Here is a 14,762-nt window from a genome sequence, read left to right on the forward strand (position 1 = left end):
GTGGTATTCTAAACATTACAATTTTGAACTTTCCGAATTGTACGCAGGGGAGGTGGAGGGTCAGGCCAACTGACCGGGACCATGCTAGACAACAGACAGAGAAATACGATTGAGCAGTTTCAAGGCTATCATGTGATTGAACACGACAGTTGCGGCATCATCTGTATCATCGAGAAGTCGGGAACACCGACGCGGACCAACGTGCAGGAAACGATTCGCTCGCTGATCCAGATGGAACACCGCTCCGGCTTTATCGACGGGGAAGGAGACGGCTGTGGCATCCTCACGGACATCCCCCGCGCGCTCTGGTCCGCCTATCTGCACCAGGCCGGGCTGGACGGCGATCTGGCCCGTGATCCACGCTTTGCCGTCGCCCACATCTTCGTGCCGCGCTCGGGCCACGACCCGCAGGCCGTTCAGGAAGCGATTCGCGGACTGTTTGCCGCGCACGGTGTGGAGATCCTGCTGGAACGGGAAAACGCCGTCAACTCGGCAGTGCTTGGCAATAACGGCAAGCGGGACGAACCGGTTTTCTGGCAGTTGGCCGTCTTCGCGCCGGAAGGCTTGAACCAAGCTGCGTATGCCAGCCGCCTGTTTGAATTGCACGTCGCCATCGAAGCGGCCCACAACGTTCACGTCGCTTCGCTCAGCCCGGTGACCAGCGCCTACAAGGTAATGGGCGCCGCCAACATTCTGCCTCAGTATTTTCACGACCTGGCTGACGAACGCTTTGTCTCGTCCGTCACCATCGGTCACAACCGCTATTCCACCAATACCTTGTCCAACTTCTTCCGCGTTCAGCCGTTTTCCCTCCTGGGCCACAACGGTGAGATCAACACGATCAGCAAGCTGGAAGAAGAGGCACAGATGCTCGGCGTGCCTTTGGTCGACGGAGGGAGCGACTCGCAAAACCTCAACCGCACGATCGAAACCTTTATCCATCGGTACGGCCTGAGCCTGTTTGAAGCGATGGAAGTGGTGTTCCCGCCGATCCATCACGAGATGAAAAACCTGCCGGATGACCTGCAGGACTTGTACACGTACCTGCGCCAGGCTTGGGGTCACTTTGCCCAGGGACCGGCCGGGATCGTTTCGCGGTACGGAAATGAGTGCGTGTTCAGCGTCGACGCCCTGGGGCTGAGACCGCTGTGGATGGTGGAAAGCGCCACGTCCTATTACTTCTCCTCCGAGCAGGGAATCATACCGGTTCATCAAATGGCAAGCGAACCAAAACCGCTCGCCCCCGGTGAAAAGGTGGGCGTCATCCTGCACGCGGAGAAAGAGGTGGAAGTGATCCCCCACCACAAGCTGCAGCAGATCGTCCGCGACCGCTTTGCGGAAAAGGTGGAAGCAGCCGGTGCCCGTCAGCACCTGCACTTCGCCTATGAAGCCAACGCGCTCGTCGCCGAACCGGACACGTCGGCACCGACCTCTTCCGTCTACAGCGCATTTGGCTGGGACCGTGAGCAGATTCAACTCGTGGAGCAGATGTCCGCCAACGGAGCCGAACCGATCCGTTCGCTCGGCCACGACGGCCCGCTGGCTGCACTGTCCAAGGAGCGGCAAAACCTGGCCGATTACATCAAGGAAAGCGTGGCTGTCGTCACCAACCCGGCGATTGACCGCGACCGGGAGATGGAGCATTTCTCCACGCGCGTCGTGATCGGGACCCGCGTACCGCTGTCCGGCACAGCCTCGGACGGCCTGCGTCTGGAGCTGCCCTCGCCGCTGCTCTTCGAAGGGCAGTCGCTGCAGGAAACGGCGCAGCAGCAGGGCACGCTGTCGCTGGAACAGGTCATCCACTACTTCAACAACCACCCGTCCAGCATCGCGATCCTCTCGACCCACTTCGAACGGGAAAGCGGACTGGAAGGCGGGCTGAAACGGCTGCAGGAATCGGCCGTACAGGCAGTGCAGAATGGAGCCGTGCTGATTGTGTTGGACGACACAGAGACGCATCAGAACGGCCGGTACTGGATCGACCCGCTGCTCGCCGTATCCGCTGTCGACCAAGGCTTGAAAGCAGCGTTTGACGCTGATGGTATCAGCCTGCGCCGCCGGGCCGGCATCATCCTCCGCTCCGGTGCCGTCCGTTCGCTGCACGACCTGGCCTTGTCCTTTGGTTCCGGTGCGGACGCGGTTTCGCCGTACCTGATGTTTGCCACCGCCTTTGCCAAAGCAGGCGCGGCATCAGCCGCCAATCTCTACGCCGCACTGAACAAGGGGCTGGAGAAAGTGATCTCCACCATCGGCATCCACGAGCTGCGCGGCTACGGTCGGCTGTTCTCCTCCATCGGGCTGCAGGCGGACGTGGCGAAGGCGCTCTCCATCGTGAACTTCTGCGGTTCCGATCAGGTCGGCCTCTCCTATGCCGATCTGGAGGCGGACAGCATCAAACGGCACGAGGATTACGCCAGTGCAACGGCGAGGGAAGCCAAGACGTTCCACATTTTCCCCCGCCTGTGGAAACTGATCGGACAGGTCGCCGCCGGAGAGATTCCGTACACCGACTACGCGTTGAAGCTGGAAGAAAACGAACGGGACAACCCGATTGCGATTCGTCACGTGGCCGACTTTGCCTTTGACCGTGCCGAGCAGCAGGTGGACCCGGCCCAGGTGGACATCAGCGTAGGCGATCATTCGCTGCCGTTTTTGATCTCCTCCATGTCGTTCGGCTCGCAGAACGAAACGGCCTTCCGCGCCTATGCCGAAGCCGCCGACCAGCTCAACATGATCAGCATGAACGGCGAAGGCGGCGAAATCAAAGACATGCTCGGCCGCTACCGCAAAACGCGCGGTATCCAGGTGGCGTCGGGCCGCTTCGGGGTCAACGTGGAGCTGGCCAACGCGGCGGATATCCTGGAAATCAAGATCGGCCAAGGGGCAAAACCGGGCGAAGGGGGACACCTGCCCGGCTCCAAGGTAACGGCGAAAATCGCCGCTGCCCGGAACGCCACGATCGGCTCCGACCTGATCTCGCCGTCCAACAACCACGACATCTACTCCATCGAGGACCTGGCCCAGATGATCACGGAGCTGAAGACGGCCAACCACGAAGCCAAGGTGTGCGTCAAGGTGCCGGTCGTGCCCAACATCGGGACCATCGCCGTCGGCATTGCCAAGGCAGGCGCCGATTTCATCACGCTCTCCGGTTTTGACGGAGGAACGGGGGCGGCACGCGTCCACGCCCTGCAGCACGTGGGGCTGCCGGCCGAGATTGGCGTCAAAGCCGCCCACAACGCCTTGCTCGAAGCAGGCCTGCGCCACAAGGTGGAACTGTGGGCCGACGGTGGCGTGAAAAGTGCAGCAGACGTCGTCAAGCTGATGCTGCTTGGCGCCAATCGCGTCGGCTTTGGCACCCTGGCGATGATCGCTGTCGGCTGCACCACCTGCCGCGGCTGTCACCTGGACACCTGCCACGTGGGTATCGCCACCCAGATCGACTCGCTGGAAGAGGCCCACGAAAAAGGGCTGCGCCGCTTTGTGCCGCGCCAGTTCGACCAGGCCGTCAACGGGCTGAAAACCTTGTTTACCCTGTTTGGCGAGGAAGTGCGCCGCATCACCGCCGCGCTCGGCTTCAGCCGTACGCAGGATCTGGTCGGCCGCTCCGACCTCCTGGTCCAAACCCGTCTGCTGGAGCGAATCAACCTGTCGGCGCTGCTGGCCGTCCATCCGCTGTACACGCCGGAGGCAGCCGCCGTGCGGGCGGAAGAAGCGGAGGAGCGCGTGCTGGTCACCGCCGGTGCTGCCGCCGCTTCGGAGAACCGCTACTTCAGCCCGGATCGACCCATCCGGGAGACGTTTGCCGGGATTTTGTCCAGTGAACGCGTGCTGGGCAGCCGCTGGTCCGGTGCCCGCGTGAAAAATTACCTGGACGGCAGTTACGCCTCGCTGCCGGAAGTGTCGCTCCACTTCACCGACGGCAGCGTGCCGGGCAACGGTCTGGCCGCTTACAACGCACAGGGCGTTACCATTCGGGTGGAAGGCGGCGCCCAGGACGGCGTCGGCAAAACCAGCTTTGGCGGCCGCGTCTCCATCCTCAAGCACAAGGGTCATAACGGTGCGTACATCAACGGCTCCGTCGGCAAGAGCTTCTGCTACGGTGCGCAAAAAGGCTTGTTCATCGTACAGGGCAATGCCGATTCCCGCGCCTGCATCCGCCTCTCCGGCGCAGACGTCGTGTTTGGCGGCGAGATTACCGAGCCGATTCGCGACGAGCTGGGCGGTATCGGAGCACGGGCCAACCTGAAAGGCTTTGCCTTTGAATACATGACCAACGGGCGCGCCGTCGTGCTGGGCGATCCCGGTCCGTGGATCTGCGCGGGCATGACCGGCGGTGTCGTGTACGTCCGCCTGCAACCTGAGATGGGCTTTGACCAGGCAGCTCTGGAGCGCAGGATCGCCAAAGGGGCAAAGGTGTTCCTCTACCAACTGGACGAAAAAGGCGTAAACGACGTGCGCGAGCTGCTCTCCGCCTACAAGGAGGAACTGCTTGCCACCGAGCAGTACGAAACAGCCGGCCGCATCCAGAAGCTGATTGACGATCCGGCTGCACACTTCCTGATGATTTCGCCGAAAAAAGAGCAGGCCGATCCGTCTGTCTCCACCGAGTAACCTCCCCGACAAGATCAGCAGCCTGCCAGAGAGGACTGACGTCCTGAAAACACTCGCACTCTTCCCACTATGGGAAGAGTGCTTTTTTACCACACATAAGCATTCACTGATATTGTCAAGATTGGTCAAAGACTGTACAATAAAAAAGTGAAACTGTCACCTGTGATGATCGTACAATTGAGTATAGGGCAAACTATCATACGTGCTCTCATTGTTCATGATCATATACGAAGGAGTGATTTTCCCCCATGTTCTTTCACCCCATGGACTTCCTGATTTTGATCGCGTTCGGCCTGTCGCTGTGGGCCCAGTTTCGCGTCAAGGGAACGTTCAACCGCTTTGCCGATGTTCCCGCCTCTTCCGGCCTGACCGGTGCGGAAGCGGCACGCCGCATGCTGGACGCCAATGGCCTGACGCACGTTCCAGTTGAACACATCCCCGGTACGCTGACCGACCACTACGACCCGATTTCCCGCACGGTTCGTCTGTCCGATCCGGTCTACTTTGGCAATTCCATCTCGGCAATCTCCGTCGCCTGCCACGAGGTAGGACACGCCGTGCAGCACAAGGTCTCCTACCCGATGCTGGTGGCCCGCCACCGCATCTTCCCGGTCGTCAACTTTGCGTCGGGGGTTGCACCGCTGCTGCTTTTGGCCGGCTTCTTCTTCAAGGCAGCCAATCTGCTGCTGCTGGGGATCATCTTCTTCTCCGCAGCCGTCGCCTTCCAATTGATCACGCTGCCGGTCGAGTTCAACGCAAGCAGCCGCGCCAAAGACATGATGGTCAAAATGGGCTTCATCCGCAACACGGAAGAACGAGGCGTCAACAAGGTGCTGGGCGCCGCTGCGCTCACCTATGTGGCCGCCGCGCTGATCTCCGTGCTCGAACTGGCCAAATACGTAATGATCTTCAACAGCTCCAACGAAGACTGATAAATCTTGCAGCACATGCACGAACAGGTACAGCCTCCTGTTGTTAAGGAGGCTGTACCTTTTTCCTTATATCCGCTACGATAGGTGATGAAGCTTTACATAGGTATAATGGATGTGAACGTGGCTCGGTAAGCCAAACACGTCCTGCCGAATGAACGATTGCAGTTTTCCGCAACAAGAAAGGAGACAGTTGTGATGAAAATCGGATGGATCGGGCTGGGCAACATGGGGATCCCGATGGCCGGCAATCTGTTGGCTGCCGGATATGAGGTGAAGGCGTGGAACCGCACGCCCAGCAAGGCAGAGCCGCTGCTCGCGCAGGGAGCCACCCTGGCTGGCTCTTTGGCGGAACTGGCGGAATGCGATATCGTGTTTACAATGGTGAGCGATGACGAGGCCGTCAAGGCTGTCTACACCGGACCGGACGGTCTGCTCACTTCCGGTGCTCGCGGCACATTGGCCGTGGACATGAGTACGGTCTCTCCTCAGACGTCCCGCTATCTGGCCGAACAGTGCCGACAGGCGGGATTTCGCTTCCTCGACGCACCGGTCTCCGGCAGTGTCGGCCCGGCCAAGGAAGGCAAGCTGGTCATCATGGTCGGCGGCGACGAGAGCGACTATGCCCAAGTCAAACCGCTGCTGGACAAGCTGGGCAAACTGGCACTTCACCTCGGCCCCAACGGTGCCGGCACGTCGGCCAAGCTGGCGATCAACCTGCTGTTGGGCATTACCGTGCAGGGAGCGGCTGAAACCCTGCTGTTCGCCCGCAGCATGGGTATCGAAGCCGAGCAGATGCTGACCATCATTAGAGAGAGCGCGGTCGGCACGCCGCTGATCCGCGGCAAGGAAGCGTCCATTCTCGCCGACAACTACCCGGCCGCGTTTGCCCTCAAACACATGGCCAAAGACCTTCGCCTCGCCCGCGACGAAGGCGTCTCCACGCCGTTGGCCGAATCGGCGGCCGCCTGCTACCGCGCCGCGCTGGAGGACGGCCTGGGTGATCTGGACGTCATGGCAATCTTGCGTTTTCTGGACCGGCAGTAACGCCGGTCCTTCAGTATGTAGACAAAGTCCGTGGTGTCATGTGTGATGGTGCCCGCTCGCTCGCTAGGCCCATCACTTCATGTCACGTACTTTTTCTCCCACTTCGGTTGATCATCATGTTTCCATTTCCCGCTGGGGCTTTTGACGGAAGAAGCTGAAAAACACCCAGCCGGCGTTGATGAACAGCAGGGCACTGGTCATCAGAAACACCCCGTTGATGCTGATGAAACCGGCCAGGAAGCCGCCGATCATCGGTCCCAGCATGCTGCCCATGCTGACAAAGCTGTTGTTGTACCCGTACACACGGCTGATCATGTGACTGGGCGTGAGTCGGCGCAGCAGAGCATTGACAGCGGGCAGCAGGCCGCCAAGCGACAAGCCGAGCAAAAAGCGAAGCACCACCAACTGGGTGACGTTTGCTGCCAGAGCCTGCGGCACGAACAACACGGCTGCAAACAGCAGGCTGCCAAACAAAACGCGATGGGAACCGTAGCGGTCTCCCAACCGTCCCAAGAGGGGCGCCGCCAGCACGTTGGCGATGCCGGTAGACGCCTGGACCACACCCGCCCAGAAGGCGACGTTTCCCTGCTGATGCAAAAGCTGTGCAATGAAAATCGGCAGCACCGGTACGATACTGAACAAGGCAAACTGGATCATGATCGTCACGAAGAAGACCGTCGGCAGCTCCCTGGAAGAGAAAATCTTGCGAAAGTCATCAGACAGACTGGAGCGTTCCTTGGCCTTCGGGGGCACAAATGTTTCCTTTACGGTAAACGTAATCACCAGCGTCGCCAACAGGACCAGGCTGCCGGTCACGACAAAGATCATGCGGAACCCGATTCGATCGGCCAACACCCCGCCGATCAGCGGTCCCATAATGGAGCCGGCGGTCACGAACGACTGCAACAGCCCCAATGCCCATCCCGCTTTTTCCCGAGGCGCATTGGAGGCGACCAGAGCCGTGCTGGCCGGGACAATTCCTCCCACCGTTCCGTTCAAGAGGCGCAGGGCCAAAAGCTGCCACAAACTCCCGGCAAAACCGGTCGCCGCGATGATGACGGACATGAAGTAACCGGAGCGCAAGATCATGATTTTGCGGCCGTACTTGTCAGCCAGATTGCCCCAGATCGGGGACACCAGACTGGCGGTCAAAAAGTTGGCGCCAAAAATGACTCCTGCCCATGCGGTCACTTCATGCGGGTCTTCCACCCCGAAATCCTGCTGGATATACAGCGGCAAAAACGGCATGATCATGCTCATCGCCATCATGACGACAAACAGCGCCCCGCACAATACATACAAGTTGCGTTTCCACGTTTCCACGGGCGCCCTCCTCCTTTCCGGTGCGAGGAAACGCGACTGCCTCGCCGTCTCCTCGCGGCCCCGCGCGTTTCGTCCACTGGCCGGGTTCCCTATGACACCGGATGCTCTGCTGTGGGAGCGCCCAGATCCTGTACGCTCCACAAATTATGATACACACCTTTTAGCGCCAACAATTCTTCGTGTCTTCCCTGTTCGACGATCCGCCCCTCTTTCATGACCACGATCTTGTCCGCGTGGGTAATGGTGGAGAGGCGGTGGGCCACGATGATCGTGGTGCGCCCTTTGGTCAAGCGGGCCAGCGATTCCTGAATCATGTGCTCAGACTCCAGGTCGAGTGCTGATGTGGCTTCGTCCAGGATCAAAATGGCCGGATCACGCAGAAAGACGCGGGCGATGGCAATCCGCTGTTTCTGCCCGCCGGACAGCTTGACTCCCCGCTCGCCCAGCTCGGTGTCGTATCCATCGGGCAGTTCCATGATAAACTCGTGGGCGTTGGCCGCCTTGGCCGCTTCGATCACGGCCGCTTCATCCGCGTCGGGATCGCCCATCAGGATGTTTACCCGCGCTGACTCGCTGAACAGGATGTTGTCCTGCAGCACCATGCCGATGTGGCTGCGCAGATTCTGCTGCTGCACGTCGCGAATGTCAACACCGTCGATGGTGATCCGTCCTTCCGTCACGTCCCAGAAACGGGGCAGCAAGCTGATCAGCGAGGTCTTGCCTCCGCCCGACATGCCGACGATGGCGACCGTCTCGCCCGGATTGATCGTCAAATTGACGCGATCCAGCACCAGCGGCCCATCCTTGCGATAGCGAAACGAGACGTTTTCAAACCGGATTTCGCCGCGAATCCGCCCCGTCTGCGGATCGACCGGGAGCCGGCCGGCGCCGGGCTTGTCGACGATATCGTACGACTCGTCGATAAATTCAAACATCCGATCCATCGAAGCAACGGCCTGTGTCAGCGTGGTGGAGGAGTTGACCAACCGGCGCAGCGGCGTATAGAGGCGTTCCAGATAGGCGTAAAACGCCACCAGCGTCCCGATGGTGAGCGTTCCCCCGATTACCTGGTAGCCGGCGTAGGCGATCACCATGAGCGGCGCAATGTCCGTCACCGTGTTGACGGCAGCAAAGGTGTTGGCGTTCCAACGCGTATGCTCCAGCGCCTTTTGCAAAAAGCGGTTGTTCTCCTTGGCGAACACCCGGGATTCGTGCTCCTCCAGGGCAAAGCTGCGCACCAGCGACATGCCGTTTACGCGCTCGTGCAGGTGTCCCTGCAGGTGGGCCAGGGCGGCCGAGCGCTCCCGCGTAAGCTGCCGCAGCCGCTTGTAAAAGTATTTGACAGACATCGCGTACAGCGGAAAGACCAGGATCGCGACCAGCGTGAGCTTGACGTCCATGTACAGCATCACACTCAGGGTCAAACCGATCGTGATCAGGTCCAGCCAGATGTTCATCAGGCCCGTTTCAATAAAGGACTTGGTTGACTCCACATCGTTGATTACCCGGGAGACCACTTCCCCTGTCTTGTGGTTGTTGTAGTAGCGCATGGAGAGCCGCTGCAGGTGAGTGAACAGTTGGTTGCGAATGTCAAACAAGATGCGGCTGGACACCCACTGGGCGAAGTACTGCCGCCAGTACTCCACAGGCGCTCGCACAACGGTAAAGACCACAAACGCCACGGCCATCAGCCAGAACAGTTGAGTCAGCTTCTCCTCCCGGGGCAGGGGGCTGGGCAGCAGGTCATCAATCACGTACTTGATCATCAGCGGCAACAGCAGCGGTATCGAAAATTTGATGATGCCGATAAAAATGGTTCCCAGGATCTGTTTCCAATAGGGCATGACGTATGCCATGTAGCGCCGGATGCTGTTCACGGTCGTCCCTCCTTTTGCCAGTTCCCGCTTTCCCTCCTACATGTATTCGTTCCGGGACAGGTGATGACCGACAAACAAGGAAATCCCTCTCCCGGCCGTTCGGGAAAGGGATCATACCTCGTCATCGCGCACCAGCAGGTAACGCTCGTACCAGCGTTGGACAAATCCGTTTTGAAAAGGGCCACGCCGCAAACGGACCCAATCCAGCACTTCCCGGAGAGCGGTCTGCACGCGTTCGACGACAAACGGAGGGTAGTTCATCTGCTTGCTGTGCAGCAGAAACTCCTCTTCGTCGAGAATGGTGTAAGTCATGTCGGGAAATACCTTGACGTCCAAATCGTAATCAATGTAGCTTAACAGATTTCCTTTCAAGCTAAAAGGCGAACCAATGTTGCAGTAGTAATAGATGCCGTCATCGCGAATCATCGCGATCGTATTAAACCACTGTCCGCGGCCAAACGTGCAGATGGCAGGCTCTCTCGTCCGCCATTCCCGGCCGTCTGCCTCTGTTACCTTGACCCGGTCGTTGCCTCCAATCACGACCGCATCGCTGGAATGAATCAGCGTCGTCTTATCCCAGATGCGGTGCAGTGAATGGTCGTGTTTAAAACTTTCAATGCGGATAATGGAGCCTGGAGCTGGCGACATGACTCTCCCCTTTCTTCTCTTCTCTGTATGAATGGGGATAAGCCTCCCTTAACTTAAGAAGAGAGCTTTTTGGAAAGTGTAACATATTTTTGCATCTCGTAGCCAAGTGAATAGTAAAAAGGGAGAACCTCCGGGTTGTCCTGATTCACCATGATCAAGACGCGATGGACGCCCCGTTGCCGAAAGCGTTTTTCAATCGCCTCCACCAGCTTCCGCCCGATGCCGGTCCCCTGCAGGCGGGGAGTAACGGCCAGGCGGTAAAAGTAGGCGCGTGACCCGTCTATCGTGCCGACGACCACCCCTACCACTTCTCCATCCTTCTCCGCAACCATGACCAAATCGCTGTCCCAGGCCAACTGTTTGGCCAGGTCGTTCAATGACTCCGTGTCCGATTCTTCCAAACCGGTTTCCTGCCAAATACGCGTTATCGCCGAATAGTCACCGAGCCGAAACGGTCGAATCAGCATACGTTGCCTCCTTCGATGCCTTCTGTTCTTATTGTACACCACTTGGACAACTTTGTCTCCGTATGAACGCGAGAAACAGGTCGCAATTGGGAATACAAACCCGTCGGCCCGGCCCAAACGGCCCAAACGGACTTAGGTCAGCAGCGACAGACCGCCGTCCACGATGAGGGTCTGGCCGCGGATCATCCAGGCCTGATCGGACAACAGGAACATCACCGCATTGGCCAGATCGTCCGGCTCCACGATGCGGCCAGCCGGTGTACGCGCCGCTGAGTGGGCCAGGAGCTCCTCGCGGTTGGGGAAGTGACGGAGCGCGTCGGTGTCCACAGCTCCCCCGGACACCGCGTTGACGACAATGTTGTACGGCGCCAGTTCGACAGCCAGGTAGCGGGTGAGGGCTTCGAGTGCCGCTTTGGACACGCCGACAGCGGTGTAGTTGTCCAGCACGCGAATTGAGCCAAGGCTGGAGATGCTGACGATTTTCCCGCCCTCGCCGTTCTTCATCATTAGTTTGGCCGCTTCCTGTCCGCAGAACAACAGGGCCTTGCTGTTAATCTCCATCGTCCAGTCCCAGTGATTCTCTTCCAGCTCCATGAGCGGGCGCATTACGCCAGACGCGGCGTTGTTCACCAGTACGTCCAGGCGGCCGAACTCCCGGTCGATTTCGGCAAACAGTTCTTTGATTTTGGCCACATCGCCCACGTTTGCCTTCACCAGGCGAACGCGGACACCCAGGGCTTCCAGCTCCGCCGCTGTTTCCCCGGCGGCCGTGCGGTTGCGCAGGTAGTTGAGCACCAGGTCATATCCCTGTTCCGCCAGTCGACGGGCGATCGCCTTTCCGATCCCCCGGGTTCCGCCCGTAACGAGCGCCACTTTTCGGTTTGTATGCATGAGGGTTTCCTCCTATCACACCAACTATTAATATCAGGTACCAAAAAAGAACATTCTCATTATACACCGTGACTGTCTGAATTGCCACCTGACCACTTGCTCCCAGACAGCGCGACTTCAGGCATGGAAGCGGCAGCGGACAGCCATACTATGCGAAACAGCTTGTGCCTGACGGCGGGGAAGGAGTGTTTTCATGTTTATTGGCCGCGAACTGTCGGAACTGACGATGACACCGCTCTCCCAATGGGAAGTAAACGAATTGCTTTACTACCATCACGCCATGTCTCAACTGGCAGCCTATCTCAATGCTGAAGGATGTTCGCTCCACGCCCGCATCATCCGCGAACTGGAATCACGCGGACCAATCGGAGGCGATGGCGGCGGCTGGGATCACGCGTCTACGCCGATTTACGATTGAACAAAAGGAGGGAATGAAAAATGAAAACAGAGACTCGTCAATGGGGCATCATCATCGGAATCGTGGCAATCAGCCTTGCCGCGATGATCGGACTTTTGTACATGTTTTGGTAACCCGCCACCAGGCTGTCCGGCTCCCGTTGTAGGCCGGCACCGCGCATTGTTGTCAGAAAATACTTTCTTCTTTAAATTGGGCAAAAAATACTTTACATCAAGAAAAAGTTGCCATATGCTAAGATTACGATTTTTCCCTCGAATGGAAAGGAGGTTGTGCTGCTATGATGTTCAAAGGAAATCTCGACCGAAATGATTGGCTCACAGTTGTTCCAACTTCATACGGCAACGCCTCCCGGACGGACGAATCGTAACAGGACTCGTTTCTTTGCCATACCCCTTTCGTCGCATACCCGACCGCAGGCGCTGTCGCTTGCGGTCTTTTTGTTTCCTCGTTGCTGGAAACACGACCGCAGCCGTTTGGCTTGCGGTTTTTTTCTTGAAAGGAGGTGAGACGGATGGTATTCCACTTCTTGTTTTTCACAGTGAGGATTGAGCGCAAAAAGTCCAGCGCCAATCAGCGTGCCGCCGAGTACCAGCGCTCCCGCTATCTGCAGGAACGCGCCGAAGCTCAGGCGCTCGAAGCCGCCCGATATCCGGAATTTCTCACTCGCGTGTAACGCGCATATATACCTTGAGGAGGGTGTTCTTATGAGCAGCAAGCAAAGACGTCAAAGGATGCGGTTCACGGGAGTCAAATCGATAGAGGGCGGCTGACTGAACCAGACAATTTGCACAGGAGGGATTGGGTCATGTACATTCCGATGATTTTCTTTGCCATCATCATCGAAAGACGCGTGATCTCTACGGATGAGCGCGAAGCCCGCTACAGGCAGCAGCAGGCGATTAAGGCATGGGAAGAGCAGCGCATCTATCAGGCGTCCCAGTTTCCCGAGTACTGTACGCGGCTGTAATCGCAAAGACACTTCACCTGCAAAAAAGCGACCGGTCACCGGTCGCTTTTGATCGTTTCCAGGATTTTTTGATGAGCCACGGGAAACGCGAGCCCAGCCAGTTCGTCCGCTGTCGCAAACCGGGCGTTCGGCGGCAAGTCGTCGCCCTCGATCCAGTCGCACTGCCACACTTCCATGTGCCACTGCAGGTGGGAAAACGTATGTGTCAGCTCCATCAGCGGCTCGATCACCTCCACGTCCACCCCGAACCGCTTCCTGAGCCCCTGTAAAAGCGCCTCCTGCTTCAGGGAACGGGTGTCAGCGTCCGTCTCCACCATGGGAAACTCCCACATGCCGGCCAACAGCCCCTGCTCCGGACGCTTGTTGATCAAGACGGCATCCCCCCGCTTGACCACCGCCACCTGCAATCGGACGAGACGCGGCGGTTTGGCCTTGCCTTTGACCGGCAATTCGTCCTGTACCCCTTCCTTCCGGGCGAGACAGTAGTCAAACACGGGACAGGTGAGACACTGCGGCGTACGCGGCAGGCAGACGAGAGCGCCCAGCTCCATCAACGCCTGGTTGAAATCACCTGCTCGGCCATGCGGAATCACCTGCCGCACGAGGTGTTCCACCTTGACGCGGGTCGCCGGCTTGGCGATGTCGTCCGTCAGGTAGAGCAGCCGGGAAAAGACGCGCATCACGTTGCCGTCCACGGCCGGCTCCGGTTTTTCGTAGGCGATGCTCAGAATGGCGCCGGCGGTGTACGGTCCGATGCCTTTCAGCGTGGCGATCTCTTCTGGCGTATCGGGAATGACGCCGCCGTAGCGTTCCTGCACCTCCCGCGCGGCCGCCTGCAGATTGCGGGCGCGCGAGTAGTAGCCAAGCCCTTCCCATGCCTTCAGCACTTCCTCCTCCGGCGCTTCGGCCAACGCGGCCACGGTGGGGAACTTGGCCATGAAGTTCTGGTAGTACGGCTTTACCGTTTCCACACGCGTCTGCTGCAGCATGATCTCTGACACCCAGACGCGGTACGGATCGCGGTTGATCCGCCAGGGCAAATCCCGTTTCTGGGAATCGTACCAGGCCAGCAGATCGCGGGAAAAGCCAAACACGTGAAACTCTTCCGGTAACGTATACGTCAATGCCTTGCGTTTTTTACCTGCCATCAGATTCCTGCTTGCTCCTTTTGTCAGCCAAATCGATCGGGCGAAACGCCCAGATGTTCAGCTTGGCGGCCCCTCCCGCGATGCACTCGCAAAACGCCTGATCGGCACGCCGCCACTGTTTGATGCGCTCGTACTGCTCCACCGTTTCCACGTCAAACGCTTCGACGAACAGGCCCGGCTGCTCCAGGCCTTCCCAATGCCGGTACTGACGGGCACCCATCGCTTCCATCCTTCCGGCCATGGAAGCCAGCAGCTCCAGGCATCGGTCCCGCTTCGACTCGTCCGTCTTGTATTCGATAAACACGGTAAGCACAGCTTCTTCTCTCCTTTCGGTCCCTTCCATCATACCCGTCTGAGCGACAGGGAACAAGCGCGCATTTTTTTCGACTGTGAAGGGGAAATCTCACGCCCAAATCGCTATAATAAGGAATAG

At 58.6% G+C, this 14,762-nt stretch carries 13 protein-coding genes; 6 read left to right on the plus strand and 7 right to left on the minus strand.

All coding sequences use genetic code 11. From position 1 onward, the window contains the following. Window positions 1-81 precede the first annotated feature (81 nt). From ETC00_RS05980 to ETC00_RS05990, 3 genes are all read left to right on the plus strand, one after another. Window positions 82-4,614: a glutamate synthase-related protein gene (locus ETC00_RS05980; RefSeq protein WP_171565048.1), complete on the plus strand. Its 4,533-nt coding sequence runs from the start codon at window positions 82-84 to the stop codon at window positions 4,612-4,614. Between the two features lie 248 nt (window positions 4,615-4,862). Beyond that, on the plus strand, window positions 4,863-5,546 hold the full coding sequence (locus tag ETC00_RS05985) for a zinc metallopeptidase (protein ID WP_171565049.1): 684 nt from the start codon (window positions 4,863-4,865) through the stop codon (window positions 5,544-5,546). A gap of 195 nt (window positions 5,547-5,741) precedes the next feature. Next, window positions 5,742-6,590, plus strand: coding sequence for an NAD(P)-dependent oxidoreductase (locus ETC00_RS05990; protein ID WP_171565050.1), 849 nt, complete (start codon window positions 5,742-5,744; stop codon window positions 6,588-6,590). A 114-nt stretch (window positions 6,591-6,704) separates the two neighbouring features. On the opposite strand, the gene ETC00_RS05995 is transcribed toward ETC00_RS05990, so the two are convergent. The 5 genes from ETC00_RS05995 to fabL form a co-directional block, all read right to left on the minus strand. Next, a complete protein-coding gene (locus ETC00_RS05995; RefSeq protein WP_171565051.1) occupies window positions 6,705-7,913 on the minus strand; it encodes an MFS transporter in 1,209 nt (402 codons plus the stop codon). 89 nt (window positions 7,914-8,002) lie between these two features. Continuing rightward, window positions 8,003-9,769 (minus strand): ABC transporter ATP-binding protein, encoded by a 1,767-nt coding sequence (locus ETC00_RS06000; RefSeq protein ID WP_171565285.1) that lies wholly within the window; start codon window positions 9,767-9,769, stop codon window positions 8,003-8,005. A 132-nt stretch (window positions 9,770-9,901) separates the two neighbouring features. Then, entirely contained in the window at window positions 9,902-10,438 is a 537-nt protein-coding gene (locus ETC00_RS06005; RefSeq protein ID WP_171565052.1) for a DUF402 domain-containing protein, read from the minus strand. Window positions 10,439-10,491: 53 nt separating this feature from the next. After that, on the minus strand, window positions 10,492-10,905 hold the full coding sequence (locus ETC00_RS06010; RefSeq protein WP_171565053.1) for a GNAT family N-acetyltransferase: 414 nt from the start codon (window positions 10,903-10,905) through the stop codon (window positions 10,492-10,494). Between the two features lie 132 nt (window positions 10,906-11,037). Further along, a complete protein-coding gene (gene fabL / locus ETC00_RS06015; protein WP_171565054.1) occupies window positions 11,038-11,796 on the minus strand; it encodes an enoyl-[acyl-carrier-protein] reductase FabL in 759 nt (252 codons plus the stop codon). A gap of 193 nt (window positions 11,797-11,989) precedes the next feature. Here fabL and ETC00_RS06020 point away from each other — a divergent pair, with 193 nt between their 5' ends. From ETC00_RS06020 to ETC00_RS06030, 3 genes are all read left to right on the plus strand, one after another. Further along, the gene (locus ETC00_RS06020) at window positions 11,990-12,214 is read left to right on the plus strand and encodes a hypothetical protein (protein WP_171565055.1); all 225 of its coding nucleotides are present in this window, start codon (window positions 11,990-11,992) and stop codon (window positions 12,212-12,214) included. 511 nt (window positions 12,215-12,725) lie between these two features. Next, window positions 12,726-12,887, plus strand: a complete 162-nt coding sequence (locus ETC00_RS06025) for a YrzI family small protein (RefSeq protein WP_171565056.1) — start codon at window positions 12,726-12,728, stop codon at window positions 12,885-12,887. A gap of 132 nt (window positions 12,888-13,019) precedes the next feature. After that, window positions 13,020-13,181, plus strand: a complete 162-nt coding sequence (locus ETC00_RS06030) for a YrzI family protein (RefSeq protein ID WP_171565057.1) — start codon at window positions 13,020-13,022, stop codon at window positions 13,179-13,181. 35 nt (window positions 13,182-13,216) lie between these two features. Here ETC00_RS06030 and mutY read toward each other — a convergent pair whose 3' ends face one another. Then, on the minus strand, window positions 13,217-14,329 hold the full coding sequence (gene mutY / locus ETC00_RS06035; protein WP_171565058.1) for an A/G-specific adenine glycosylase: 1,113 nt from the start codon (window positions 14,327-14,329) through the stop codon (window positions 13,217-13,219). After that, the gene (locus ETC00_RS06040; RefSeq protein WP_171565059.1) at window positions 14,319-14,642 is read right to left on the minus strand and encodes a hypothetical protein; all 324 of its coding nucleotides are present in this window, start codon (window positions 14,640-14,642) and stop codon (window positions 14,319-14,321) included. Before ETC00_RS06040 ends, mutY begins: the two co-directional genes overlap by 11 nt. Window positions 14,643-14,762: the final 120 nt, after the last annotated feature.

Source organism: Brevibacillus sp. MCWH (assembly GCF_013096935.1).
Lineage (GTDB): Bacteria > Bacillota > Bacilli > Brevibacillales > Brevibacillaceae > Brevibacillus > Brevibacillus aydinogluensis.